We start from the raw sequence: 25,933 nt of genomic DNA, 5'->3' as shown, positions 1-25,933 counted from the left end.
CGTGGCGCATGGGCGCGCCGCCACCGCTGAACCCGCCGTGCATGGCGGCGCCCGCGCGAGGCGCATTCGGCCGTTCGGGCGGCTTACGCGCCTCCGGCCGGGGACGTTCCGCCGCCGGTTTGGCATGGGTGTTTTCGTTCATGCGCATCCCCCCGGGGGCGCCTTCCATCACGCCCGGCGCATGTTCACGAAGCCGCTTGTCTTCGCCGGGCCGCGTAGCCTGGCCGGGATTGACGGCGACGCCCGGCATGCCGCCTTGTGGGGGTTTGCCTGGCATTCCACCGTGTTCGGGCATCGCCGGCATTGCCGCCGCGGGCTTTTCCATGCCTGGTTTTTCCATGCCCGGCTTTTCCATGCCTGGCGCCTGACCGGGCATTCCCATTTCATGCTCTTTGCGTTCGTCGATGCGCGCCGGCATCGCGCCCGGACCGGTGAAATCGCCGGGCCGCGGCGTCGCGGCGACGGCGGGGCGCCCGTGGTTTGCCGAAGCAAAGCCGGATCCGTTCACGCTCGCCGCGCGCAAGTGCTCGGTCTGCATGCGGGTCGGCGGCACATGCGGTTCGCGCGCCGCCGCCTCTTGCGCCGGCGTCGGCTTCACCGTGAGGCCGGCGCGGCCTCCATTATAGCTGATGCGCGTGTTGTTATTGATGATGACCGTCTTGTTATAGACGTTGGTGATCCGCGCGCCGTTCAGATTTGTGACCGAGCGGTTGTAATAAAAGGCGCCATGATCCCAGCGGCCGCCTTCGAAGCCCTCCCCCGTGTAGCCGTATCCATAGGCGACGCCGCCATAAAAACCGACATGCGGGCCCCAATAGCCGCGATGGAAGACATAGGCGCCGTCGACAAAGCCCCAATAAGGCGGCGTCCATAAGAGGCCAGTTCGAGGCGGTTCGACCCAAGTGCCGGGCACCCAATAGTAATCGACATTGTTCCAAGCCCAATAACCCGGCGTCCAAACGTAATCGGGCCCCGGAACTGGCGGCTGGTCATAATCGGGCAAAGGCGGCGGCGCATCTTCCGAACTGATGCCGGTCACGGCGCAATCCGTCGATTGGGCGCGGGCATAATCAACTGCCGGCGCCGATACTAGCAATGTCGCGAATAGGTAAGGGAGAAATCGCATTGAAACTCCTGCGAGGCTCAAGAAAGCAACGCGACGTAACAGGCAAAGTAAGACGAGAGTGCGTCAACGGTGACGGGGCCGTTCGGCCCGGCCCACGATTTGCGCGCGACGGCCGCGTTTCGGCGCGCCGCGGCCTTGACGGGCGCCGGGTCGAATGCCAGCTAGAGGGCAGCACAACGAGATTGTTGGATCATTTCATGCGCAACAGATTTTCTTTTCCTCGGCGTGCGGCCCCTGTACTTGCGGCCGCAGCTTTCGCTCTTCTTTTCCTTCCGGCGGCCAGCCAAGCCCAAACCACGCAGAGCGGCACCAGCGTGTCGGCGAGCACATCGACCGACAAGCAGCCGCAGGAAAGCCCCGTCGCACCGACGCAAAGCGACGGCAAATCAGGGCAAAGCGCGCGTCCCTGGCCGACGGACGCAACGTCGGCGGCCGATCCCGGCCTGAGCAACGCGCCGCAATAGTTCAACCTATCGATGCGTTTCGGCTGACGGGGCCTCCGCCCAGCGATAGAGACGCAGGATATATTTGGTCCCTGCGGCCGTGCCGCTGACGACGGCCTGATATGGGCCGCTTGCGACGGGCGCGAAAGTCAGCGACGGATACCAGACGCTGTTTGCCGAGAGCGGATCGGTGAATGCGACGGCGCCGCCGCTTTTGTCGCGTAAGGTCAGCGCGATGGGCGTTTCGCCTTCCGCGTAGGCGATGATCACGTAATGCTGGCCGGCGGAGAGGGACAGCGGCGTCACACCCGTCGCGGCACCCGACTTCGCATCCGCCAAGAGAACGCCCGGCGCGCGCAGGTCGAGCGCCGGCTCGGCATCGGCCCCGATGCCGGTATTCCTCTTGTCGGCTTGCAGGATCAGGGGAATATAGATTTTGTTGCCCGGCTCGTAGCCGGCAGCATGCAGCATGGTCAATTGCGATTGCCAATAGGCGCGGTCGCGGGCAAGCGCATCCGCGGCGCGGCCATCGATGAGATCGGCGACGATATCGGCACGCTGGGCATAATTGATCAGCACCGCGCTCGGCGCGCACTGACCACCGGTCGAACTGAAGGCGCTGATCACGGCAATGACTTTGCCATCCTCGCCGACGACCGGGCTGCCGCTCGCCCCGCAGGTGATCGGGATATTATGCATCACCAGCAGCGTTTCTTTGGGATCCTGCTCTGCCGAGGAAAAATAGTCGGTCAAGCTTTCGATCACCCCGGCCCGGTATTTCGGCGTCGCGCCGCAGCCGAGCACACTCGAACCTGCAACATTCTGGCTGGGATAGCCCTCGCTTTGGATTTGCATCCCCTTCCAAAGCGATTGCAGTTCGCTCTGCGTCGCGAGCGGCAGGATCGAATCCTCCGGCAACGGGCCTTTGACGCGCAGAAGCGCGACATCATAGGCGAGCCCAGTCGGCGGCGTCTCGATTTGCCCGGCATCCCATTTGACGAGGTCCTGCGCGCGGACGAAAGCGGTGAACGCCTTGTAGCCCGGATGCAGCACGCTCCCGATGACCTCGTATTCCTTGCCGGCGGGACCGGGCGCGCGCACCAGCATCGTGCCGCTGCCGGCCTCATCGACGACATGGGCGTTGGTGACCAGCAAATCGCGCCCGACCGGCCAAGCGGTTGCATCCCAGTCGGGACAACCGTCGGGGCGATGCCGGATCTCGACGAGGAAAGCCGAACGGTCGAGCCGCTGGCGAATCCGGTCGCTTTCGATCTTGTTGTAGATCAGCGTGCCGACGGCAGCGACAACAGCCAAGACAGCGACGCCCAAGGCGATTCGCACGTCACGGCGCACGAGACGGCGCACCGAAATCTGCTTTTGCTGCGCGCCGGTGAGACCGAGGTCGGGGCTTGCCGCATCGCGCGCGACATTCGCGGTGAAACTTGGCCCATCGTGGCGGCCGAGGCGGATTTTGGCGCCATTCGGAATGGCGCGACGCGTGTCGACTGGCTCGCCGTCGACTTCGGCATAATGATCGCCGTAAAGCTCGATGGCCCAATCGCCGGACGGCTGACGCAGCAAGGCGCAATGTACGCGTCCGACGATTGTGCAATCGGGCGGATAGACGATCTGGCAGCGGTCGGGATCGCGACCGATGGTGATTTGCGCCAGATCGTCGGAGATCGTCTGCTCCTGGCCGGCCAGCGGTCCCTCGGCATGCTTGATCGTCAGCAAAGGTCGGTTCCCCGGTGCCGTTCTGCTTCAGCCATGGTCGCGTTCTAGCAAAATCGACGGGCGCCGCGATAGGGCGCTCACGCCGTCCGCAGGTCTGCGAGCGCCGCCTGCAGGAGAAGCGCAATGTCGCGCGCCGCTTGCGGCCGGCGGCGCGGCGACGCGGCCAGCATTGCGGCGATGAGCCCCGCAACATCGGCGGCGACGCCGCCGCTGCGCAAATCGCCGCCGATGGCCTTGACGCGCGCATCAAAGAATGACGCAAATCCCCCGGGCATCGGCGGCGGCAGGCGCCCAAGCAAAACCTCATAGGCGATGACGCCCATCGCATAGATGTCGCTGCGCGCATCCGCCCAGCCGGCCTTTTTCTGTTCCGGGGCGGCGTAATTCAGCGTCTTCGGCGCATCCTTGCTTTGCCAGACATGGCCGATGGCGCTGATGCCGAAATCGATGATGACCGGCGAGATGCCGTCGCGCAGGACGACATTCTCCGGTTTCAGGTCGCGATGCACGATCCCGGCCGCGTGGATCGCCGCCAGGCAATGTGCCAGTTGCGCCAAGAGGCCGATCTTCTCGGCGAGATGCAGCTTACTTTGCATCGCTTCGCGCAAGGTCGGGCCTTCGACCAGTTCGCGCGCCAGCAGCGCATCGCCATCAGGCTCGTCCAACAGCCCATAGACCCGCCCGACACCCGGATGCTGAACGCGCGAGGCGGCAGCGACCTCCATCTCTGCCGCGCGGCGCCGCTCAGCGAGCACAGCGCCGTCGTACAGCGCTTTCAAGCGGAGTGTCTTCAGCGCGACCTCGGTGCCGAGCTCGAGATCATAGGCGCGGCTGACCGAACCGAAGCCGCCCGCCCCGAGCGGCCGGCGGCGGACGAAGCGATCGGCGGAACTGAGAGTGGACGACGCCACAGAAAGCCCCGGCGCCCAGACATTCTGGGCGCGGCCGCGCGCGGCAAGCCGCTCGCGCACCGCATCGGCGTGGCCTGGCAGATTAGCCGCAACGGCGCGCCGCAGTGCCGCCGCCAAGGTGCGGTCGGCCTCTTCGGAACGATCGAGCGCATCGAAAATCTGGCTCTCCAACAGGCGCCCGGCAATCTCGCGCCCCGGCAGATTGTCGTCGCCATAACGGGCGATGACCGTGCCGATTGTCTTCAACGCCTCGGCGAAGGATTGGCGCGCAAAGAGAGATTCGGCCTCGACATGCGCATATTCGACATGCTCGAATTTCTCGCAGTCCGGCGGCAGGCCGGCGCGGATCTCGGCCAGAATGGCATCCGCCGCGGCGAAATCATTTTGCGCTAAGGCGATCCGCGCGGCTTCGATCCGCGCCAGATGCTGCAGCCGCGATGTCGCGAGACGCGCGAGATTCAAATGCGCCGCAGCGGCTTGCGCGCCTGCCATATCGCCGGCTGCGACGAGCGCTTGCAGCGCGCCGATCCGGGCGCGGTCGCTCTCAAGCGCCGGCGGCGCATCACCACCGATGGCAAGCCCCCGTTCGAAGAAGCGACAGGCGTCGCGCGGCCGCCCGATCTCGACCTCGAGCCGGCCGGCTTCGAACAGAGCCAGGGCGACATTGATCCGGTCCTCGCTCGCCTCGCTGATCGCGCGCAGAAGGGCGAGCGCGGATTCGCGCGCATCGCTGCGCCAGGCATGGACAAGCGCGATCGCCCGCAGAATTTGTGCGGCGCCCGCCGCATCGCCGATTTGCGCGTAAAGCGCAGAGGATTCGAGCAGGTCGCCGAGCGCTTCGCTGCGCTGGCCCATGCGGTTCATCACCAAGCCGCGGGCATTGAGGTAGCGGGCGCGGGTATGCGGCAACGCCAGGCAGGGCACTTCGATGACCCGCAGACGCGCGGCGATCCCTGGCTCCGGTTCGTTGGCCGCGAGATCGGCAAAAACTTGATCAAGCGCCGCCCCGACATCCAAAGGGGAAGCTTCGTCGCTCATTGCGTCTCGATGATTTTAACGCGGAACAGCCGTTGCCAACCCTCCAGATCCTGCAGCATCAGCGATGCGACGGCATCGGCTTCGGCACCGAGATCCTGCGAGGCCAGGGGACGCTTCAAATTGATGCGGTCGATCCGCTGTTTCGCCAATTTCAGCAGATCGAGCATATGGTTCGATTCTTCGGCCAAAAGCTGCCATTCCGCGTAGCTGCCGATGCCGACCGCCGCCGCCGAAAGCGCCGGCAGGATAATGCCGAGAAGACCGAGGCTCGCCGTCACCCAATCGTCCAGCGGCGTCAGCGGCGTGCTCGCACGCAACGACAGCAGGATTTTGAAAAAGACGCAGACGACGACAATGCCGAAGATGCGCTCACCATTATGTTCGAAGAATTTCGCCGCGCCGGCGGCCATCTTGGCGCGCCCGCTGTGATATTCCAATTGTTCGTCGACGAGATCCTGCAGCACATCATGATTGCGGACGCCCGGCAGCAAATGGGCGATCGTCCCGCGCGGCAGGAGGGCTGCGCGCTGGTAGGCGCGAAACAGCCAGCTCACCCAGCCTGACCGGTCGCTCTCCGCGGCAAGCTTGGATCCGCCGGCGTGGTCCGGCGCCGACGACACCGCCTCGGCATCCCGCATCAGCGCCGCAAGCTGCTGGACTGCGCCGAAGGACAAAGCACGGCCGAGCGGCGCCAGCACCTGCTGCTTGCGGCAGAGCTCGGCAAGCAGGCGATATTCGATCGAACGCACATGCCAGTCGTTGCGCAAGGCCATGCGGGCGATCGCCACGATGGTCAGAAGGGCGACAAGTTCAGCCACGGCGAAAAATATAACGGCCAGCCGGCCGCTCACGGCGAAACCGAAGATCGAAAAAAGGCTGCCCTCGCGTCCATGGAACATGCTGGCGAGCGCGCCGAACAACAGCGAGCCGGTGGTGAGAATGAAGACCCAGACATAGCTCGAACGATAGCGCGCCGCGTATTCGCCGGCGCGGGCATCCGCGGGTGCATAGAATTGAAACCAGTAAGCGCCCGGCTCGTTTTGCGGCTTCACCGGCGGTGTCCAAGGCGGCTTACAGCCCGATGCCATGAACATCATGCGGCTATAGAGCTTCCACACGCCGTAGGACGGCAACGGCGCCTCGGCGAAATAATCGCCGGCCGGGTCATCGGCTGCAGCCGGCGGGAACGTCAAAGCATCGAGCCACGAATGGCGTTGCCGCAAAATCGGCTTCGGCGGCGGGATTTGCTGGCGCAGATAAGCACTGAGCTTGTCTTCCGGCTTTGCCGTGATCAGCGGATCACGCAAGTCCTGGATATCGGCGATCCACCGCGGCGCGACGGCTTGCGTCGCATGGATCCACCAGACCGGCACCCCGGCCTTGGCGGCAAAATGGACAATATCCCTTGTGCCGCCACGCCCGTTGCCCTGGCCGCCATCCCAAATGGCGATGACGATGTCGCTGTTGCGCACGACGAAATCGCCGACCGCCTCATAGGCGGCTTCGGCCGTCTGGTGATCACCATCAAGCGCAATCCAATCGTCCCCGGCCTGCGCGAAAAGCCCGCGAAACTCGTTGAGATCGTCCGTCTCCGCCGTGGCGGGACTGTCCGGCGGCCGAAAATCCCGCTCGTATTCTTCGCGCGAAAACGGCATCGGCACATTCAGCTGGTAGCCGAGCGCCAAGGCCTCCTTGGCGACAAGCCGATCGGCGCCGAGAGCAAGCGGCGAAATGATCCGCAAAAGCGGCGGCTGCAACGCGTCGCCCTCGCGCGCATAGGACCAGGCGAGCGCCGGTTGACCGGCAAGGGCGGTCATCTCGCTGCGGATCTGCTGCAGCACGGCGCTGACCTTGACGCTGAGATCGCCAAGCCGGTCGGCGCGCAGGGCCCGCGCGCCGGTCACGCCGACGCGAAACGCCAGTCGCGGCTTGGCCGCTGCATTGGCCTGAGCACGGGGTTCAGGTGAAAGCGACATCGGTCTTCACCGCAATTGAGCACTGGAACCCGCCGCGCGAACCGCTAGCAACGGTTCAGCTTGGCCATGTTGTGCCACGGCCGCAATCGGCAAACAAGGCGCAGACGGCCACCGCTCGGACCCGACCTTTCGTCGCGATGCAGATTTGCAACAAGCAGCGACAAAGCGTGCTGCGCCATTGACTCAAATTCGCGTCAACGCTCATGTGAATGGCTACGTTCGCGGTGCGTATAGCGGGGGGTGCTATGCGGAAAAACGGCTGGATGGCACTGGCCGGCGTGTGCCTGATGTCGGGCTGCGGGTCCCTGACAGGGCCGCCTTCCATCACGGCGAGCCGCACATTTTACAATGAAGTCATTCACGACACGTCGTCCGAACAATTATTGCTGAATATCGTCAGGGCGAAGAATTACGAGACGCCCAATTTCATCGACGTTTCCGAAGCCGATGCGACGGTTTCCTTCAACACCGGCGTCAACGGAGGGCTTGCCGGCATCGGCGCACAGCCGGGCGTGCGCTCCACCACCGCCGGAACGATCGCCGGCCAAGTCGGCGCGATTTCCGGCACCTTCACATACGGCGATTCCGCTCTCGTTCGTTACGCGCCGGTACAAGGCTATCCGCTGATTCAGCAGGTCTCCTCGCCGATCGCGCCGGAATCGATCGTGCGCATGTTCAATTCCGATTTCGGCCTCGCTGACGTGCTGGAATTTTCAGTCGATCGGCTGGCGCCAGGCTATATGGACAATTTCGTCGCGCAAGACCGCATGGTGCTGCTCGACCAATTCGGTGCGATCGTTCTCGCCGCCGATGTCGAGGACGTCGCCGGCGGGCACGGGCGCGGCCATTCCGGCATGGCGGACGGATTGCGCGGCGGCGGCGATGACGCGCCGAAGCAGAATTTGAACGTCATCCTCCACAACGCCGCCCTGCATCCTGGCGGCGGCATCGCCGGGTCCGATTGTCCCTTCATGGATCAGGCACGGGCGCCGGAGGCCACGGTTGCCAAGCTTTGGAACGGCCTGCGCCAGCTTTATCCGCGATCGGCGGCGAATGTGATTACGCTGCGCGGCGCCGCCTCGCCGAATTTCTTCTTTACCACCCGATCCGCCATCGGCGCCTTGAAGGAAGGCGAAGTCGATGCCATCCATTTCGCGTCGCCGCAGGAGGCGGCGCAAATCCGCGCGCTCAACAGTGCGGCGCCCTGCCGGATCAATGCCAATATCTTCTACTTCAATCCGCCGCACCTCACCCAGGATGAAGTCGACGTCATGTGGAGCACCTATCTCACCGACGCGCTTTTTCCGCGCATCGATCAAGATATCCGCACCCGCGCGATCTGGCGCGACACGCACCGCGCCTTCATCATCATCGAGCAAAGCGCCAGTGCGCCGGAGAATGCCTATGTCTCGGTCAACAAACGCGGCATCTGGTATTGGATCGATAATGACGATCTCGTCTCGAAGGCAAATTTTGCCTTGCTGAACGAGATCGTGACAATTCAGGCCGTGCCGGAGACGCGCCAACCCCTGACGCCATCGATCTCCGTCGGGCGATAGGGGGGTCGCGCACCTCGGCGCGCCGCCCGATGAGATCAGCTTGTGATCAGCTCTGATCCGACGCGTGCCCGTACATGCTCGGGTCTTCCTGCGGCCCGCCCGACGTCCAGATGACGCGCAGCGGCATCGGCTCCTGCTTCTTCAGGCCGCCGTCGGCCCCGATCATCTGGCTCGATACCCATTTCGTGCATTGCTTCTGATCGGTGTCGATCAGACGCTTTTCGATCTCCGCCGTCGAGGCCATGCCGGCGCCCGATTCGGTGATCGATTCGACGCTCTGGGACAGACAATCGAAAATGATCCGCTGCGCGCGATAGATCAGCGTATAGGGATGATCGGCACGGTTGAACGCATCCTGGAAATGCGAAACTCCATCCGAAGACGCCTTCAGCAGCAATTCCTCGGTATCCTCGCGGACGTCCCCCTTCACGAGATCGCCGCGGGCTTGGTAGAGCCGCTGCACGAAGAGCGTGGCGCTGCGATTCGAGGCGAGCAGTTCCGACGTCTCGAACAGGCGCGAATAGACCTCGCGCGCCGCCTTCTTGATCATCATGTTGAGATCGGCCATCGAAACGGCACCGCGGTTGTTGCCCTCGAAGAGACCGCCGAGTTCATCGGTGACGCGTTTGACGATCATGCCGCGCAAGCGCTCGGCCGACCAATTCTCGCCGATGAAGGTCTCGAACCGTTCCAATTTGGCCTGCAAGATCGCTTCGGTCAGCGCGTCCATGACCGCAGTCTCGGTCACATCACCTTCGCGGTCGGAATCGCCCAAACGCGACTTGAGCGTCTGGATGAGCTGATCGACCATGGTCGTATAATCGCGATCGGCATCGTTGCTCGCGGTATTGCCCGAACCATTTTGATCGTCGGAAGATCCGACCGCGCCGAGCGAATCGCTGGCATTGACATTCTTGAGCAAGGCCATTTGCTCGCGCGCCGGAGGCGCGAGCTTGGCGAGTTCGCGCGTCGAATCGGCCTCGGATGGTGCCGACGAAGACGAATCCTGATCTTCGTCGGTGTTGCCGCCTGTGGGCGCATGATGATGGCGCGCATGATGCGAGCGGTGCCGGCCACCGCCGCCGCCAAAAAATTGACGAAAGAAGCCGAATTGCGCCTGCGCCGGCGTCGGCTCGCCGGCGACAAAAAGGCTCGCCGCAAACGTACATGCGGCAACAAGACAGGACGTTCTCAAAAGATTTGCTCGCTGTGCAGCCATGGAACTCTCCCTAACCGCGCAAGTATAATCCGGGGTATTTTATACCTTGACCTTTGTGTCTTCAACCGCGGCATCGCCCTCAATAGCGATGGCGATGCCGGGAATTCGCGGTGGTATTGTCGACGGTTTCCCGCGCTTCCTTGATCTGCTGATAGATCAGATCGGCAAAGGGAACCTTGGTTTTCCGCGCCAGCAGGAAGCTGGCGATGAGCGTGCGGCGGAGCGTTTCATTGTCGTAGCAGCCTGTCTGGCGTTCGATGCTGCGGAACTGCGGCTCGGTCGGCGATTCCTTGCGGCCCCAATCCCAGACCCAAAGCGTGCCATAGCGGCTGTAATAGCCGTTGCAGCCGAGCGGTACCTCGAGCTTGCGGACCTCGACCTTGCGGACGTCGGGGTTGACCGTGCCGTAGAACTTTTGCAGCCGGTCGATCTCGTCCGGATTGAGCAAGGAATGGCCGTTGATATCGTTGGCCTCTCCGTTGACGGCCATTTCGGCGAGCAGAATCCCGGCGTCGATTTCGAAGAACGGATCGCCGTCCTCCGTGGTCGGATCGGCTTCGACCGAGAGCTTGATCGCCTGATAGGCGTATTGCATGGCCTTCAAGGGATCTTTGCGTTTGCCGAATTCGCCGTTGCGGTAGATTTCCGCGAGATAGGACGCCGCACGGGCCGAGCCTTGGCTGAGCGCGCGCGCCAACAGATCGACGGCTTCGTTCTCGCCATTCTCCGGATTGACCAGGATGCGGCCGGACCGCAGCCGCTCGGCAAGATCGATCTCGGCGTCTTCGTAGCCGCCATGCGCGGCGAGCCGGTAATAGCGCGCCGCAATCTCCGGCTGGGCGATGGGCAGGCCGTCACCGGCTTCCATCATCAGCGCGAGATAATATTGCGCCTGTGCATTGTTGGCTTGCGCCGCACGGCCGAACCACAGCAGCGCCAGCGAATCGTCGGACAATACGCTTTTGGCGTCGTCGACATCGCCGTTGTCGTTCACGATCTTATAGCCCCAGAAATAGAAGAGCCCGAGATCGACTTTGGCATCGACGGAGCCGGCGTCGGCGGCGCGTTCTGCCCATTCGACGGCCCGCCGTGGATTGGGGCTGACCCCTTGCCCATACCAAAGCGATTCCGCCACATCGACCATCGCACCGACGGAGCCCGCTTCGGCGGCCTTGGCCATCCAATCATAGGCTTGCGCGAAATCCGCCTGGATGCCGAACAGGCCCTTTTTATAGCGCAGGCCAAGCTCATACATTGCGGCAGGAAAATCCTGGTTCGCCGCCTTGATCAAAGCCTTGTTGGCCTGATCCTGATCCTGATCCGCGGATTCGGTGTAATCGTAAAGCGTCGCAAGGCTGTAGAGGGCCGCGACATAGCCGCGATCGGCCGCGTCCTTGAAGGCCGCGTGCGCCGCGAGCAGCTTCTCCTGCCGGGCCGGATCGTCCGGCCGCATCGCATTGGCTGCTGCCTCCTCGGCACGCCCATAATTATATAGGAAGCGGGCGATGCGCGGGCTGCGGACGATCGATTTTTGACAGGCCGGGATGGCCGCATCGACGTCGATCTTGCCGAGCGCGATGCCCGGCACTTCCGGCGGCCGCGCCGTATCGATATCGGCGGCGGCGAAGCGATCGCAATCGTCGATATTGCGATTGAGCGGCATCGCGATCACCGAACTATCGCCCGGCGAGCTGATCAGATTGACGAGGGCGCGGCGGGCAAGTTCGGCCGTCGGGCAATCGTGAAAGCGCCGACGGTGGCGTACGAGCGCATCGCGGGTCGGCCGCTGGCTGACCTGTTCCCAATCCTCCTGAGCCCCCTCGCATTGCTGCTGCGAAAGGGTGAAACGCTCGGCGCCGACCGAGCCGACCAGGGTGAAATCGCCGGCGCCCGCAAGATTATCGAATTGTTCCGGGTCCTGCTGGAAGCCGCCCTTGGCGGCATAGGCGCGCACGACAAGCCTGGCGCGATCGGCGAGTTGCGGCAGCGTCTGGCCGGGCCGCTGCATCTCCTGGCGCAGCACTTCGGTGAACAAAGAATTCCGCCGTTTGTCGCCGGGGCCGAAGCTCTCGATCGCCGTCTCCCCGAACGAGGCCGAATAAAGCACGAGAAAACCGTTCGGCAGATCGGTATCGGGCAGCAGGCGGCTGCCGGACGTGTCGCTGCGCTTGAGGGTGCGGATATCGGTCGTCGCCGGCGGCAAGGAACGGCAGGCATCGAGAACGATGAAGGCGACCTTGGGCTTCTTCTGGGCAATCTGCTGGATGATGTCCGATGCCGAAACGCCGTCTTTCGGAATTTCGTCGGTCTCGTATTGGCCTTCGAAGGACGGCATTTTCAGCGCGATAATATCGTCGCGCCGGTCGGCCTCGAGCAATTGCGCGCGCGTATAGGTCTTGAGGCTCTTCAGATTGCCGAGCAGCAGATAATTCGTTCCGGTCGCCTCGACCCCCAGGCCGTGGCCGGAGAAGAAGAAGAAGACGTCATCGCCCTCTTCGATCGTCTTGAGAAAGGCTTGGAATTTCTTGTCGAAATCTTCTTTTGTCCGCAGATCGGTCGCGACTGTGATGTTCTTCTTGTCGAAACCGAGATCCTCCAGATCGCCGGCAATGTCCTCGGCATCGGCGTCCGAGCGGGTCAGGCTCTGGATATTGGGGTCGGCGTAGCGCTGGACGCCGAGAACGAAGGCGCGGCGCGTCTCCGCCTGCGCGCCGCCCGCCGAAGCGAGCGTGCATAGACTGGCCAGCCCAAAAAACACCAACGCCCAGGCGGCCCGGCTCATTCGCAATTGCAACATCACGAACCTCTCAATTTGCCGCCCGTCGAAAATCAACTTTGTCTGTTTATCGTCCCGGCGCAAGCGTGCGTGCAACGCGTATGCCGATATTTGGCGATTCCCGATCGTCGGCAGCGTCCCAAGCCCGGGCCGAGGCGCGCAGGGCGTCGGGCTTGTCGGAATAGGAGCCGCCGCGGATCACCCGGTCGGCGCAATCGCCGCTGAGCACGGCACTGCCGTCGGCCGGCGGCGCCGCCAAATCGGCATTCCAGCAATCCTCGACCCATTGCTGGACATTGCCCAGCATATTGGTGAGCCCGAACGGATCGGGCTTGCCGCGATCGACCGGCACCGTTTCGACGACGTGATCCGCCTTCGGGCTGCCTTCGTAAGAATAGCGCGAATCGTAATTCGCCAGGTCGGGCGCGATGTCGCCGAACCAGAAGGGCGTCTCGGGACAGTCAGCTTTGGTGCAGCCGCGTGCCGCATATTCCCACTCCGATTCGCTCAGCAAGCGATAGGGCTGTCCGGTCTTGCGTTTGAGCCAATTGACATAGGCATTGGCATCATTCCACGAAACGAAGATGACCGGCCGCTTGCCGCGGCCGAAGCCGTTGTCGTCGGGCTTATAGCCGTTGCAGCCGCCGTCGGCGACGCAGGCATCCCATTGATCGAAGGTCACCGCATAGCGGCCGACGGCAAAAGGCTTGTCGATCGTCACGCTATGCGGCGCGGTTTCGTTCGACTGCCGCCCCGGCTCGCCCGACGGCGATCCCAAAATTGCCGTGCCGCGCGGCACAACCACCATCTGCGGGCAATCCTTGCACTCTTGAAAGATCTGCCCGCCCGGCGTCGCGACATCGTAGGGGGGCGGTTTGGTGCCGATGACCGGCGCGGCGGATTCGGCCGGAACGGGTTTGCGCGAGATTGGCTTGGCGGACGGAGCAATCGCCTGGACAGGCACGACCGGGCCAAGCGCTGCGACCTGGGTCTTCTTCGGCGCGGCGGCGGGTGAGACCGGTGCCGGTCTCGGGGCGGGAACAACAGGCGCGGGCATCGGTGACGGCGCCGGACGATTGCCCGCCGATCCATTGTCGCCTGCGGCGGTCTTATCGCCTTGGGTATCGGCGACCGCGATGGGCGTTGGTTTCGCCGCGGAAACGGCGGGTGCCGGCCCCGGCATGGGCGCCGCACGGCCGCTATCCGCCCTGTCGCCGCCGGCCGCAGCGCTCTTATTGGCGGCGGCTTTGTTATCGATCGTATCCGCGGCCGATTCTGCCGGCGAAAGCGCCGCATTCAGGCCGCTGACGTTGCCGCCAGCCTCGTGATGAGTGATCGCGACGGTCACCGGCGGCCGCGGCCACAGACCATAGGCGGCGGCGCCAGCGACGAGGACGACACCGGCCGCGGCAGCGATCCACGCCGGTTGAAGACGCGGCTTGGGCTGCGGGCGCGGCGGGGGCATATCCTCGAGCGGCTTGGCCTCGTTGACGATCGAAGACACGCGCCGCACCAGCGTTTGCATGCCCTGGTTCCAATCGGGGAAGCAATCGATCCAGTTGCGCGTGACCAATTCGTAGCGGAAAGCCTTGCTCGGTGTCGCATCTTCGATGCGGATCGGCACGACGGTGAGTTTGCGCTGGCTCGCCAGCGCGATCTCCTTCTTGATCTCATCGGAATTGTTGGCGTTGGCGGAAAAGACAAGCACCATGACTTTGGCGGTCTCGATCGCATCGACGATCGCATCGCCATAATTGTCGCCGGCGCCGATGTCGCGCTCGGAAATCCAGCAGCCGATGCCGTTCTTTTCGAGGATATCGACGACGACGCGCGATTGTTTGTAGTCGCGGGAGGAATGCGTGATGAAAACCGCCGCAGCCATAAAATCCGCTCTCCGGCAAACACCGTTTCCCCGCGGCCGCTATCGTATAATGCAATCTATTTTAGCGTAAATACATTGTCGCGCTCGCGCCGGCAAAAACCGGCGGCGGGAGCGGATTAGGCTGTCCCCCTAGGGCTTTTTCGGCTTGGCGCAGCCCATCAGCCGATCGGCCCAAGCAAATGCGTAACCTTGCCGATCACCACCGCGAAATCGGTGGACGGCAAGGCAAGCGCCCCTTCGAACGGATAATCGAGCAGCCGCGCCACAACGAGAATGCTCGACACCGACGCGGCAAATATACCCGAGACCAGCGCCGCGGACGTCCAGTAACGCAGGCCCGAAAGCACGACAAAGGCCACCAGGATCAGCTCGAAGCTGATCAACACGATCCAAAGGGCCCCGGGAATGCCGCTGCCCGCCTGGTAAATCCGCACGGCCCGCTGCTCATGGGCCTGTGCAAGCAGTGATAAGATTTCGGGTTTCTTGGCGTTTTCGCTGGGATCGGTCAATTTGAGGTTCGCGACGACCTGGATGAGATCCTGCAGCTTCCGGTCCGTCGCGATATCCTCGCCACGGCTCGCCGCCATAATCGGCCATTCGCTTTGCGTGACGCTGTCGAGATAGGCCTTTTCCCGGGTGAGGATTTGCTTCGCCGCGGGCGCCGGCAAGGTGGCGGCGATGATCGCGGCGCCATGCAGGGCGCTGACCTCGAGTTCGATCGCCGCGGATGCCTCGTTATATTCCGTCCACGCCTCGCTGAAGACGAAGGCAAGCAAAACGGCGAAGATGACGCCAAGCTGGAGGAAGACGGTGGAGCCAACCTCGTGATGCTCCCGCCGCAGCTCGGCGGCGACGGATTTCTGCACGAAAAGCGTCACGCCGGCCGCACCAAAACCCGCCGCCAAGACAATGAAAATAGCTAAGACATAGCTCATGCTTCGCTTTGCCGTTGGAGAGGCCGATAAGCCACGAGGAACAGCTTATCCAAACCTGAAGCCTCGGGCCGCGTCAAAGCCCCAGCGGCGGCAGGGCGGCGAGCGCCTCCTCGGCCGCGCGGATGCCGCTCGCCCAGGCGCCATGCACCGTTGAAAAGAAAGACGGATGCGTCGCCTCCCCGGCGAAGAAAAGCCGCCCCGCCACGGGCGCCGCAAGCACGGCCCGCGCCGCGGAATGCCCCGGCAGTGCATGCGAATAGGAGCCGAGCGCGAACGGATCGCGCCCCCAGCCGGTCTCGGCGATCGGCACGACACGGCGGCGGAAGGACGAGCCGACGAGCGCCGACAATTCGTCGAGCGCGAAGGCGCTCAAAGCCCCCTCGCCGGCGCGGATCAAATCCTCGGCATTGCGGCCGCCGAGAAAGGCTTCGATGTAAGGCCGGCCGAACGGCCGGGTGTGATAGGAGCCCGTAGCGGCGCGATCGATCCGGCCGAACAGATGACCTTCGATCGGCAGTTCCTCCGGCTGCTCAAGGTAGAAAAAGGCCTTCTCCGCCGTGCCGAGCGGCAGGCCGGCCGCCGCTTCGGTCTTGTCCGGCAGGCTCGGGGTGAAGGCGATCCGCTCTTTGGCGAGAAGGTTCGTCGGCACGGCGATGATGACGGCGCGCGCTTCAAGCGGCCCCTGCGGCGTCGCAAGGCGCACCGGCACGCGGCGATGGTCGATCCCCGTCACCGGGCAAGAAAAACGCGGCATGATAGGCGCGGCCAATGCGGCGACGGCGGCACCATAACCGCTCGTCACCCGCCAATTCACGCCGGTATCGAGATAGGCCGCATAATCGAGCACCGAGACACGATCGAATTCGGCGCCGTTGTAATAGGACGAGACCGCATCGATCAGGCCGTTCCAACGGCAGCCGGGCTCGAAATAATTCGCGGCCGGCGCATCGGCGTCCTTGATCGCCGCGGCAGCGAGCCGCGCATCAAAGGCTTCGAACGCTTCGGCGAATTCCTTTTGCTCGGCGGCACTGAAGCCTTGATCGCCGGATTGGCGGCCCCAATTTGCCCCGTTCTTTTCAAGTGTGAGGCCTTCCGCCTCGATCAGCGGCACAAGCGGATTTTGATCGGCCGAATGAACCCAGCCGCAGCCGGCATCGAGCGGGAATTCGCCGCGTGCTTCGAACGTATGCGCCCGGCCGCCGGCGCGTGCGCGCGCTTCGAGCACGACGATCGAGCGCCCGGCGCGCTGAAGCACCAAGGCCGCGGCAAGTCCCGCGGCACCGGCGCCGACGATCGCAACATCGAACATGTCATCCATGTGGACCGATCCGCCCATTACCGTGCTACTTGGCCGCCCGCGCGCGCCCCACGGCTTTGCGGAAGCCGGCTTCATCGAGCCCGCCGGCAATCAAATAAGGGCCGACGAGAAAGACCGGCGTGCCTTGAAGATGCAAGGCATCGGCTTCGGCGATGTTTCGCTGCAGCAGCGCGCCGATGTCGGCGTTATGCGCGGCGAGGTCCTTGTCCAATTGAACAATGTCGATGCCGGCGGATTGGACCGCGGCCTTGATCGCGGGCAAAGTCGCGGGGCGCAATTTGATCGCCATCAGCGCATCATGTGCGGCTTGATATTTGCCCTGATAATTGGCGGCGATGGCGACCTTCGCCGCGACGATCGACGAGGGCGCGAGGATCGGCCAATCCTTGTAGATGACTTTCACATGACCGTCGCTCGCGATGAATTTGTCGAGCTCCGGCGTCGCCCGGCGGCAATAGGGGCAATTGTAATCGAGAAAGGCGACGATCGTGATATCGCCTTTTGGATTGCCGCCGACAGGCGCCGCGGGATCATTCAAAACACTTTCGACGAGATCGAATTTTTTCTGCGCCTCAGCGCCGGGCATAGCAAAGACGAAAGCAACGAGCGCAAATGGGATCAGAAAATATCTTGGCATGAAGCCCCGTTGGGTTTGTCAGGCTGGAATAGGAAAGACATGGGCTTTCGCACTGGTGCAGCGAGGCCGCCGATCGGCAAGATCATTGGCTCGTCGGATTACAGCGATCCCGCGCTGAAGGAAACTGGCGAATGCGTGATGATGGCGCGAGCCCGTCTCAAATTCCGCCTTGCGGCTGCTTGCTCGGGCAGAGCTTCAGCCGCTCGATCAGCCACCGCCCGGCCGGCCCCGGCGGCGATGCGGTATGATAAACTGCATACATGGGCAGCATCAGGCCGCCGGGCGGCGCATCCTCGATATCGAGCACGACGAGCTTGCCGTTGTCGAGATCGGGCTGCACCGTATGCAAAGGCATGCCGCCGAAACCAAGCCCGTTGAGTAGAAAGGCATGTTTGGCAAAGAGGTCGGAGAGCCGCCAGGTCGCCGGCGACATGACGCCGAACTCGCGGCCGGCAGAGAGGGTCGAACGGTCGGTCAGCACCAGCTGGGTATGTTTGGCAAGTTCCGTCCGCGGAATCGGGGCTTCGATGGCAGCCAGTGGATGATCGCGCGCGGCGACAATGACGAAGCCTGTCTCGGACAGCCGCTCGGCCGAAATGTTCCCCGGCATCAGCGGCAGCGGCCCGGCGATGCCAAGGCTCGCGCGCCCGTCGAGCAGCGGTTCGAACACCCCGCCCAGCGCCTCGACATAGAGCCGAAGCGGCGTGCCGGGAAATTTCTCGCGGAATTCCTTTGCCGCCGCGGTGAGCGCCCCAATCGGAAAGAAGACATCGACGACGGCCGAAAGCTCGGGCTCGAGACCCGCCGACATGCCCCGGGCGCGCACTTTCATGAAATCGACGCCGGCGACGATGCCCCGGGCGTCGGCGAGAAGAACCGTGCCGGCGGCGGTCAGCTTGGGATAACGGCCGCTGCGGTCGAAAAGCGGCACGCCGATCTGCTCTTCCAGCGCGCCGATCATTTCGCTGACGGCGGATTGCGCCCGGCGCAGCTTGCGCGCCGCTGCCGAAAAACTGCCTTCTTCGACCGCGGCGATGAATGTCCGCAATTGATCGAGGGAGACGCCGTCGAGCATATACTATCGCCAATCCAGATGGATAAGATCGAAATATAACGGCTAGTCAAATGGACCGCAATCTGGGAGCAGAACCCCGCTATGCCGCCGGCTTCCGGCGGATCGAATCCGCCCGGCGCGCTGCGCGCGGGACTTTGAGGAGCATCCCGATGAAAACCCGAACCCTCGCCGCCGCCCTGGCGGCCACGCTCGCCTGCGCTGCGGTCCCCGCGTCGGCGCAGGTTTCACGCGACCCGGCCACGGTCAAGGCCGGCACCTATAAGGTCGAGCCCTATCACACGCAGGTCGCCTTCTCGCTCTCGCACTTCGGGCTGACCGAATATTCCGGCTTCTTCTCTGGCGCCTCGGGCACGCTGACGCTCGACCCCGGCAAGCCCGCTGCCGACAAGCTCGATGTGACGATCCCGGTCGATTCGGTGCTGACGACGGTGCCGAAGCTTACCGGCGAGTTGAAGGGCGACAAATGGTTCGATGCCGCGAAATATCCGACGGCGGAATTCGTCTCGACCAAGGTCACTCTTGCCGGCAAGGCCAGCGCGATCATCAACGGCACCTTGACGCTGCATGGCGTAACGAAGCCGGTGAGCTTGAAAGCGCATCTCGTCGGTGCCGGCCTCAATCCGATCGACAAGGCCTATACGGTCGGCTTTTCGGCGAGTGGCACAATCAAGCGCAGCCAGTTCGGCATCAGCGCCTATGTGCCCTATATCGGCGACGACGTTCGCCTGACGATCGCCGGCGCGTTCGAACTGAAGCCCTGATGGCGGCCGGCCAGCCGAGCCCCCGCTATACGGCCGTGGCGGTCTTTCTTCACTGGATCATGGCACTGGGCATCATCGCCCTCGCCGTGATCGGCCTGACGATGACGCATGTGAAGCTGAAGCCTTTCGATCTGTTCAAGCTCTATCAGCTTCACAAATCGATCGGCATCACCATCCTGCTCGCGGCCTTTCTGCGCCTCGCCTGGCGGCTCGCGCACCACCCGCCATCCTTGCCGGCGGCAATGTCGCCGTTGGAACGGAAGGCCGCCGAAACGAGCCATTTCTTGCTCTATGGCTTGCTTTTCGTGCTACCCTTCACCGGCTGGGCGGTCGTCTCGGCGGCGCCGCTCAACATCCCGACCGTGCTTTATGGCCTCGTTCCTTGGCCGCATCTGCCGATTCTCTCGACGCTGCATAACAAGGCGCCGGTCGAACATGTTCTGGCGCGAACCCATGATTATCTCGCCTTCGCGCTGATCGCGCTCGTCACGCTGCATGCCGCCGCCGCGCTGCGGCATCATCTTTGGCTCCGCGACGATGTGTTGACGCGAATGCTGCCGCGCGGGCGCGGACATCAATCGGAAACAGCAAATCGTGACAAGCTTTAAAATCTTCGCGGCTATGTTCGTCGCGACGCTCGCGATGGCGCGCGCTTCGGCCGCCGACGCGCCGAATTGGACGGTCGATCTCGCCAAAAGCAAGCTCGGCTTTTCGGGCACCCAGACCGGCGAGCCGTTCACCGGCAGTTTTACGCGATACGATGCGAGGATCGCCTTCGATCCGGCGCATCTCGAAGCCTCGCACCTAACGGTGACGGTCGATCTTGCGAGTGCGACGACCGGTGACACGCAGCGCGATACCGCGCTTCCGGGCGACGATTGGTTCGACATTGCGCATTTCCCGCAAGCGAGTTTCGTTTCGGACACGGTCCGCAAGAAGCCGGACGGCACTTACCAAGCCACCGGCCGCCTGACGCTCCGCGGCATCACGCATCCGCTGACCTTGCCCTTCACGCTCGATATCAAGGGCGGAAGCGCCCATGCCAAGGGTCATGCAGCGCTCATACGCACCGCCTTCGGCATCGGCCAGGGCCAATGGGCAACCGGCGATTATGTGGCGCTGGAGGTCGGCGTCGATATCGATCTTGTCGCGACGCGCAGCAAGTAAGCGGGTTCTTCTGAACGAGGAGCAGAGGTGGAAATCGGTATCGATAGTTTCGCCGCCAATGTGCCGGACCCCGCGACGGGCAAACGTGTGGCGCCCGCGGCGCGCATGGCCGACCTTCTCGACGAGATCGCGGTCGCCGACCGCGTCGGCCTCGACGTGTTCGGCATCGGCGAACATCACCGGCCGGACTTCCTGGATTCCGCCCCGGCCGTGATTCTCGCCGCTGCGGCGGCGCGCACCAGCACGATCAGGCTCGGCAGCGCGGTGACCGTACTCAGCGCCGCCGATCCGGTGCGCGTTTTTCAGGACTTCGCGACCCTCGATCTCATCTCGCAGGGACGCGCGGAAATCATCGCCGGGCGCGGTTCGTTCGGCGAAGCCTATCCGCTCTTCGGCTTCAACTTCGAGGATTACGACGACCTCTTCGCCGAAAAGCTCGATCTGCTGCTGAAAATCCGCGGTGCGACGGAGATCACCTGGTCCGGGCGCTTCCGACCGCGGCTCGAGGGCCAGGGCATCTATCCGCGGCCCTTGCAGGAAAAGCTGCCGATCTGGGTCGGCGTCGGCGGCACGCCGCAATCTTTCGTCCACGCCGGGACTTTGGGCTTGCCGCTGATGGTGGCGATCATCGGCGGCGCGTTCCACCGCTTTCGCCCGCTCGTCGATCTTTATCGCGAGGCGGGGCTGCGCGCCGGCCATGCGGCGGAGACGCTCAAAGTCGGGTTGCACGCCGTCGGTTTCGTCGCCGAAACCGCACAAGAAGCGAAGGACATTTTCTTTCCCGGCTGGCTCGCCATGTTCGGCGCGATCGGCCGCGAACGCGGCTGGTCACCGCCCTCGCGCGCCCAATTCGACGCCATGACCGGCCCGCATGGCGCTTATCTCATCGGCGATCCCGCGACGGTCGCCGAGAAGATGCTGAAAGCGAGCGAGGCGCTTGGCGGCGTCTCGCGCATCACCTTCCAAATGAGCGTCGCGGCGCTCGATCATGCAGTGATGACCCGCTCGATCGAACTCCTGGGCACTGAGGTCGCGCCGCGCGTCCGCGCTGGCGACGCGGGGCCGCTTGGGCGCTAGAGCGCATCGATTTTATCGTCGAGCGAATAGCGGCCTGCACCGCTGAGATAGAGCAGCAAAAAGCCCCCGATGAGGCCGACGTTTTTGAGGAAGTTGATTTCGTTCTCGAGCCGCGCCGTGCCGGCAAGAGTCCAGAACTTATGGCCGAGCAGCGCCGTGCCGAGCGTATAGAGCGCCATCAGCAAGGCCAGCGGACGCGTAAAAAGGCCGAGCGCGATGGCGATGCCGGCGAAAAATTCCGTCATCACCGCAATCACCGCGGCAAGAAACGGCAGTGGCACGCCGCTGTGCGAAAAATAAGCGACCGTCCCGCCGAAGCCGATGAGCTTTTTCCAGCCGAAGATCACAAACACGAGAACCAGCAGAACCCGTGCAACGAGCAGAACAGCGTCGCTGACTTTTTCCGCGCCGACTGTGCCGCGCATGATCATTCCTCCCCCTAGAGCGACGTGACGACCCTCACCATAGCGCCAAGCCCACAACAGGAGGTGCCTAAAGCCGGCATCAATAGAATAGCTCTATAATGTGTTCGGAGACTTTCATTGGATTTTAGCCGCCCAAAACCTTACATGTGCGTTGCACCCTAGACGCAATAATCGGTCCCGCCGCGCAAAGCGTGGACTCGGCGTCTGAAGGCGATCCATAGACAGAGGCTATACGATGGCTCAGCAGCGCGCCGTTCCGGGCATCAAGAAATACACCGCCCCGGCGGGGGGCTGGGGAGCGCTCAAGGCCACCGCCAAGGCGATCCGCGAACAGATGGAAACCGGCGAGGCGGCGGTTACCCTGTTCCGCACCAATAAGCCGGACGGGTTCGATTGCCCCGGCTGCGCCTGGCCGGACAAGGAACATACCTCGACCTTTCAGTTCTGCGAGAATGGCGCCAAGGCGGTGACCTGGGAGGCGACGAAGAAGCGCGTGTCCCCGGAATTTTTCCAAGGCCATACCGTCTCGGATCTGTGGAATTGGACCGATTATGAGCTCGAGAACGCCGGCCGCCTGACCCATCCTTTGGTTTACGACCATGCCAGCGACCGCTACCAGGCGATCTCCTGGGAGGCGGCGTTTCAGCGCATCGGCGAGGGGCTGCGCGCCCACCACCCGAACACGGTGGAATTCTACACCTCCGGCCGCGCCTCGAATGAGGCTGCTTTCCTCTACCAGATCTTCGCCCGCGAATACGGCACCAACAATTTCCCCGACTGCTCCAACATGTGCCACGAGGCAACGAGCGTCGGCCTGCCGCAATCGATCGGCCTCGGCAAGGGCACCGTCTCGCTCGACGACTTCGACCATTGCGATTTGATCATCTCGATCGGCCACAATCCGGGCACCAATCATCCGCGTATGATGGGCACATTGCATGAATGCGCCAAACGCGGCGTGCCGATCATCGTCTTCAATCCGATGCGCGAGCGCGCCTTGGAGCGTTTTGCCGATCCGCAAAACCCTATCGAAATGTCGACTTTCGGCTATGAGAACATCGCCTCGTCCTACTATCAGGTGAAAGTCGGCGGCGATGCGGCGGCGCTCAAGGGCGTCATGAAGGCGCTGCTTGCGCTCGACCGCGCGCCGGGACGCAACGCGCCCGTCATCGATCACGCCTTCATCGCCGAACATACGCGCGGCTTCGAGACGCTCGCCGCCGATCTCGATGCGACCGAATGGGCGGACATCGAAGCCGCGAGCGGTCTGTCGCGCACGGCGCTCGAAGCCGTCGCCAGCGCCTATGCGCAGTCGAACGCCACGATCATTCCCTATGGGATGGGCGTCACCCAGCACAGCCGCGGCACCGACAATGTGCAGCAGATCGCCAATCTGCTGCTGATGCGCGGCAATTTCGGCAAGCCCGGCGCCGGCATCTGCCCGCTGCGCGGTCATTCGAACGTGCAGGGCGACCGCACCGTCGGCATCACCGAAAAGCCCGCCGCCGACATGCTGCAGAGGATCGAAGAGACCTTCGGCTTCAAACCGCCGGTCGAGCACGGCCATGATGCCGTCGCCGCCATGCAGGCGATCATCGCCGGCCGCTCGAAGGTGCTGATCTGCCTCGGCGGCAATCTCGCGGTGGCGCTCCCCGATCCCGAGCAGAGCTTTCCGGCCATGTGCGGCCTCGATCTCGTGGTGCATGTCGCAACCAAGCTCAATCGCTCGCATCTTCTCATCGGCAAGGACGCGATCATCCTGCCCTGCCTCGGCCGCACCGAGCACGACATTCAGGCGGCCGGCCCGCAGATGGTCACCGTCGAAGATTCGATGTCGATGGTGCATTCCTCGCGCGGCAAGCTGCCGCCGGTTTCAGCGCATCTGCGCTCGGAGCCCGCAATCATCGCCGGCATGGCCATAGCCACGCTGCCGCAAAGCAAAGTGGCCTGGGCGGAACTCGTCGAAGATTACGACCGCATCCGCGACAAGATCGAGGCTGTCTTCCCCGACTTCCGCGATTTCAATCAGCGCATCCGGGTGCCGGGCGGCTTCCGCCTGCCACTGCCGGCAACCGAGCGGGTTTGGAAGACGCCGTCCGGCAAGGCCGAGTTCATCGTCTTTAAAGGGCTCAATGAGGACCCGGCGACCGCTGACGGCGCCGTCCTGCGGCTGACGACGATCCGCAGCCACGACCAATACAATACGACGATCTATGGTCTCGACGATCGCTATCGCGGCGTCTTCGGCCGCCGCGACGTGATCTTCGTGCACAAGGATGATCTTGCCGCGCATAACATTCAGCACGGCGATGCGATCGATATCGAAACGGCCCTGCCCTCCGGCTCGCCGCGACGCCTCGCGGGGTTCATCGCGATTGCCCACAATATCGCGCGCGGTTCGATCGCGGCCTATTATCCCGAGGCCAACGGTCTCGTGCCGCTCGACTATCACGATCCGCAAAGCGGCACGCCGTCCTATAAATCCGTGCCGGTCAGGATCATGCGTCACGCCTGAACGCGTTGGCGGCCTTGCATGCGCTCGATCACGTGGAACGATAGCGCCACGAGACCGATGACGGCTCCGCAGGCGGCTGTCGCCGCCCAGCCACAGCGGGCGTAGAGGACCGTGCCGAGCACCGAGCCGAGCGCGCCGCCGATAAAAACGAACGTCATATAAATTGCGTTCACGCGGCCGCGGATGTCTGCCGGAACGCTGAAGATGATGTGCTGACCGGTGACCTGATTGACCTGCACGGCGGCGTCGATCAAAACCGCAAGCAGGGCAAGCCAAACGAGGCCCACCGTGCCCGATACCGGGATGGCTCCGGCAAAGGACAAGCCGAGCACCGCCATCGCACCCGCCGTGGCCGCTGCGATATAGCCGCGGTCGGCAAGATGGCCGGCAATCGGCGCCGCAAGCGCCCCACCGGTGCCCGCAAGCGCGAAGAGGCCGATCGCGTGCTCGCTCAATCCGAACCTCTGCGCGAGCAAAAGCGGCACGGTCGTCCAAAACAGATTGAAGGCGCAGAACATCAGGCTCTGATAGAGCGCCCGCCAGCGCACCGGCGGCCGTTCGCGCAAGATGCCCAGCATCGAGGCGAGAACCTGGCCATAATGCAGCCCCTGCCTGGGCTGATAGCGCGGCACCGCCCGCGCCAGGGCAACGCCGATCGCAAGCATGAGCGCCGCTGAAACGAAGAAGACAATCCGCCAGCCAAAGCTTCCGGCGATGAATAAAGCCATCGGGCGCGCCAGCATGATGCCGGTCAGCAAGCCGCCCATCACCGTGCCGACCACGCGGCCGCGCCGTTCGGGCGGCGCCAGATGCGCGATAAACGGAACCAGAATCTGCGCGGCCGAGGCGCAAACGCCGGTGCACAGCGAAGCAAGGCAAAATGCAACCGCCGTCTGCGAAAGACCGATCGCGACGAGACCGGCGATGACGACGGCCACCGCGATCAGCACCAGCCGCCGGTTCTCGACGAGGTCAGCCAGCGAAACCAAAAAGAAGAGACCGGCGCCATAACCGATCTGGGTCACGCTCACGAGCGATCCGGAAAGCGCCGTCCCGATGCCGATGGACGGGCCGATCGAAGCGATCAACGGTTGCGCATAATAGATATTCGCAACGAGCGCACCGACCGAAACCGCGACGACGCCGATCAGCGCCTGGGACGGCGCCGTCCTCTCTTTGATTGATTTTTCCATCGAGCCCGCGCGATTTGCGACAATTTGCCGACACTTGCCTTGCGCGTTCTCGCCGGTTCAATATGTTGGCGTCCGTTAGCTAATGACGCGGGACACCGCTGTCCAGGTTGCGCGGTGTCGCGATCTCTCACATTCGCGGGAAGCGCGGCCGTCGCAAAACCGAAAC

General features: G+C 63.6%; 18 protein-coding genes and 1 pseudogene. 6 read left to right on the top strand and 13 right to left on the bottom strand.

Translation table 11 applies throughout. The features are described 5' to 3' along the window. From Q0025_RS07240 to Q0025_RS07225, 4 genes and pseudogenes are all read right to left on the bottom strand, one after another. Positions 1-1,126, bottom strand: a pseudogene (locus Q0025_RS07240) (hypothetical protein); the annotation flags it as partial. Positions 1,127-1,596: 470 nt separating this feature from the next. Continuing rightward, on the bottom strand, positions 1,597-3,303 hold the full coding sequence (locus Q0025_RS07235; RefSeq protein ID WP_297297486.1) for a trypsin-like peptidase domain-containing protein: 1,707 nt from the start codon (positions 3,301-3,303) through the stop codon (positions 1,597-1,599). Positions 3,304-3,380: 77 nt separating this feature from the next. After that, complete coding sequence (locus Q0025_RS07230) at positions 3,381-5,252, bottom strand: serine/threonine-protein kinase (protein ID WP_297297484.1); 1,872 nt, start codon at positions 5,250-5,252, stop codon at positions 3,381-3,383. Next, positions 5,249-7,228 (bottom strand): hypothetical protein, encoded by a 1,980-nt coding sequence (locus Q0025_RS07225; protein ID WP_297297483.1) that lies wholly within the window; start codon positions 7,226-7,228, stop codon positions 5,249-5,251. The genes Q0025_RS07230 and Q0025_RS07225 overlap by 4 nt, the downstream gene beginning before the upstream one ends. A gap of 245 nt (positions 7,229-7,473) precedes the next feature. Between Q0025_RS07225 and Q0025_RS07220 the strand changes: the two genes are divergently transcribed. Beyond that, complete coding sequence (locus Q0025_RS07220) at positions 7,474-8,787, top strand: hypothetical protein (RefSeq protein ID WP_297297481.1); 1,314 nt, start codon at positions 7,474-7,476, stop codon at positions 8,785-8,787. Positions 8,788-8,833: 46 nt separating this feature from the next. Here the strand turns inward: Q0025_RS07220 and Q0025_RS07215 are convergent, their stop codons facing one another. The 7 genes from Q0025_RS07215 to Q0025_RS07185 all read right to left on the bottom strand — a co-directional run bounded on the left by Q0025_RS07215 (position 8,834) and on the right by Q0025_RS07185 (position 18,629). Then, positions 8,834-10,006 carry a hypothetical protein gene (locus Q0025_RS07215; protein ID WP_297297479.1) on the bottom strand — a complete coding sequence of 391 codons (1,173 nt, stop codon included), beginning with the start codon at positions 10,004-10,006 and terminating at the stop codon, positions 8,834-8,836. Between the two features lie 79 nt (positions 10,007-10,085). After that, positions 10,086-12,803, bottom strand: coding sequence for a DUF2610 domain-containing protein (locus Q0025_RS07210; protein WP_297297477.1), 2,718 nt, complete (start codon positions 12,801-12,803; stop codon positions 10,086-10,088). Between the two features lie 46 nt (positions 12,804-12,849). Next, positions 12,850-14,664 carry an SUMF1/EgtB/PvdO family nonheme iron enzyme gene (locus Q0025_RS07205; protein ID WP_297297475.1) on the bottom strand — a complete coding sequence of 605 codons (1,815 nt, stop codon included), beginning with the start codon at positions 14,662-14,664 and terminating at the stop codon, positions 12,850-12,852. 158 nt (positions 14,665-14,822) lie between these two features. Beyond that, a complete protein-coding gene (locus Q0025_RS07200) occupies positions 14,823-15,599 on the bottom strand; it encodes a DUF4239 domain-containing protein (RefSeq protein ID WP_297297473.1) in 777 nt (258 codons plus the stop codon). Positions 15,600-15,672: 73 nt separating this feature from the next. Further along, positions 15,673-16,917, bottom strand: a complete 1,245-nt coding sequence (locus Q0025_RS07195; RefSeq protein WP_297297470.1) for an NAD(P)/FAD-dependent oxidoreductase — start codon at positions 16,915-16,917, stop codon at positions 15,673-15,675. 25 nt (positions 16,918-16,942) lie between these two features. After that, a complete protein-coding gene (locus Q0025_RS07190) occupies positions 16,943-17,554 on the bottom strand; it encodes a DsbA family protein (RefSeq protein WP_297297468.1) in 612 nt (203 codons plus the stop codon). A gap of 157 nt (positions 17,555-17,711) precedes the next feature. After that, positions 17,712-18,629, bottom strand: coding sequence for a LysR family transcriptional regulator (locus Q0025_RS07185; protein ID WP_297297466.1), 918 nt, complete (start codon positions 18,627-18,629; stop codon positions 17,712-17,714). A 149-nt stretch (positions 18,630-18,778) separates the two neighbouring features. Between Q0025_RS07185 and Q0025_RS07180 the strand changes: the two genes are divergently transcribed. Genes Q0025_RS07180 through Q0025_RS07165 form a run of 4 tightly spaced genes read left to right on the top strand, consistent with a single transcriptional unit; the run spans position 18,779 to position 21,634 of the window. Continuing rightward, entirely contained in the window at positions 18,779-19,390 is a 612-nt protein-coding gene (locus tag Q0025_RS07180; RefSeq protein ID WP_297297464.1) for a YceI family protein, read from the top strand. Next, a complete protein-coding gene (locus Q0025_RS07175) occupies positions 19,390-19,998 on the top strand; it encodes a cytochrome b (protein ID WP_297297462.1) in 609 nt (202 codons plus the stop codon). The genes Q0025_RS07180 and Q0025_RS07175 overlap by 1 nt, the downstream gene beginning before the upstream one ends. Beyond that, positions 19,985-20,557, top strand: a complete 573-nt coding sequence (locus Q0025_RS07170; RefSeq protein ID WP_297297460.1) for a YceI family protein — start codon at positions 19,985-19,987, stop codon at positions 20,555-20,557. The genes Q0025_RS07175 and Q0025_RS07170 overlap by 14 nt, the downstream gene beginning before the upstream one ends. A gap of 27 nt (positions 20,558-20,584) precedes the next feature. Beyond that, positions 20,585-21,634, top strand: a complete 1,050-nt coding sequence (locus tag Q0025_RS07165; RefSeq protein WP_297297458.1) for an LLM class flavin-dependent oxidoreductase — start codon at positions 20,585-20,587, stop codon at positions 21,632-21,634. Here the strand turns inward: Q0025_RS07165 and Q0025_RS07160 are convergent. Then, positions 21,631-22,059, bottom strand: a complete 429-nt coding sequence (locus Q0025_RS07160) for a DoxX family protein (RefSeq protein WP_297297457.1) — start codon at positions 22,057-22,059, stop codon at positions 21,631-21,633. The genes Q0025_RS07165 and Q0025_RS07160 overlap by 4 nt on opposite strands. Before the next feature lie 235 nt (positions 22,060-22,294). On the opposite strand from Q0025_RS07160, the gene Q0025_RS07155 reads away from it, so the two are divergent. Next, positions 22,295-24,574: an FdhF/YdeP family oxidoreductase gene (locus Q0025_RS07155; RefSeq protein WP_297297455.1), complete on the top strand. Its 2,280-nt coding sequence runs from the start codon at positions 22,295-22,297 to the stop codon at positions 24,572-24,574. On the opposite strand, the gene Q0025_RS07150 is transcribed toward Q0025_RS07155, so the two are convergent. Beyond that, the gene (locus Q0025_RS07150) at positions 24,565-25,767 is read right to left on the bottom strand and encodes an MFS transporter (protein WP_297297453.1); all 1,203 of its coding nucleotides are present in this window, start codon (positions 25,765-25,767) and stop codon (positions 24,565-24,567) included. The genes Q0025_RS07155 and Q0025_RS07150 overlap by 10 nt on opposite strands. Positions 25,768-25,933: the final 166 nt, after the last annotated feature.

The sequence above is a fragment of the uncultured Methylovirgula sp. genome (genome assembly GCF_947646745.1).
GTDB lineage: Bacteria > Pseudomonadota > Alphaproteobacteria > Rhizobiales > Beijerinckiaceae > Methylovirgula.
This window is presented reverse-complemented; position numbering and strand designations above follow the sequence as displayed.

Coding starts and splice junctions, on each gene's coding strand:
- Q0025_RS07175 (WP_297297462.1), top strand. CDS start 19,390: ATGGCGGCCGGCCAGCCGAGCCCCCGCTATACGGCCGTGGCGGTCTTT.
- Q0025_RS07185 (WP_297297466.1), bottom strand. CDS start 18,629: ATGCTCGACGGCGTCTCCCTCGATCAATTGCGGACATTCATCGCCGCG.
- Q0025_RS07230 (WP_297297484.1), bottom strand. CDS start 5,252: ATGAGCGACGAAGCTTCCCCTTTGGATGTCGGGGCGGCGCTTGATCAA.
- Q0025_RS07195 (WP_297297470.1), bottom strand. CDS start 16,917: ATGGATGACATGTTCGATGTTGCGATCGTCGGCGCCGGTGCCGCGGGA.
- Q0025_RS07150 (WP_297297453.1), bottom strand. CDS start 25,767: ATGGAAAAATCAATCAAAGAGAGGACGGCGCCGTCCCAGGCGCTGATC.
- Q0025_RS07160 (WP_297297457.1), bottom strand. CDS start 22,059: ATGCGCGGCACAGTCGGCGCGGAAAAAGTCAGCGACGCTGTTCTGCTC.
- Q0025_RS07215 (WP_297297479.1), bottom strand. CDS start 10,006: ATGGCTGCACAGCGAGCAAATCTTTTGAGAACGTCCTGTCTTGTTGCC.
- Q0025_RS07220 (WP_297297481.1), top strand. CDS start 7,474: ATGCGGAAAAACGGCTGGATGGCACTGGCCGGCGTGTGCCTGATGTCG.
- Q0025_RS07155 (WP_297297455.1), top strand. CDS start 22,295: ATGGCTCAGCAGCGCGCCGTTCCGGGCATCAAGAAATACACCGCCCCG.
- Q0025_RS07210 (WP_297297477.1), bottom strand. CDS start 12,803: ATGTTGCAATTGCGAATGAGCCGGGCCGCCTGGGCGTTGGTGTTTTTT.
- Q0025_RS07180 (WP_297297464.1), top strand. CDS start 18,779: ATGAAAACCCGAACCCTCGCCGCCGCCCTGGCGGCCACGCTCGCCTGC.
- Q0025_RS07205 (WP_297297475.1), bottom strand. CDS start 14,664: ATGGCTGCGGCGGTTTTCATCACGCATTCCTCCCGCGACTACAAACAA.
- Q0025_RS07200 (WP_297297473.1), bottom strand. CDS start 15,599: ATGAGCTATGTCTTAGCTATTTTCATTGTCTTGGCGGCGGGTTTTGGT.
- Q0025_RS07190 (WP_297297468.1), bottom strand. CDS start 17,554: ATGCCAAGATATTTTCTGATCCCATTTGCGCTCGTTGCTTTCGTCTTT.
- Q0025_RS07225 (WP_297297483.1), bottom strand. CDS start 7,228: ATGTCGCTTTCACCTGAACCCCGTGCTCAGGCCAATGCAGCGGCCAAG.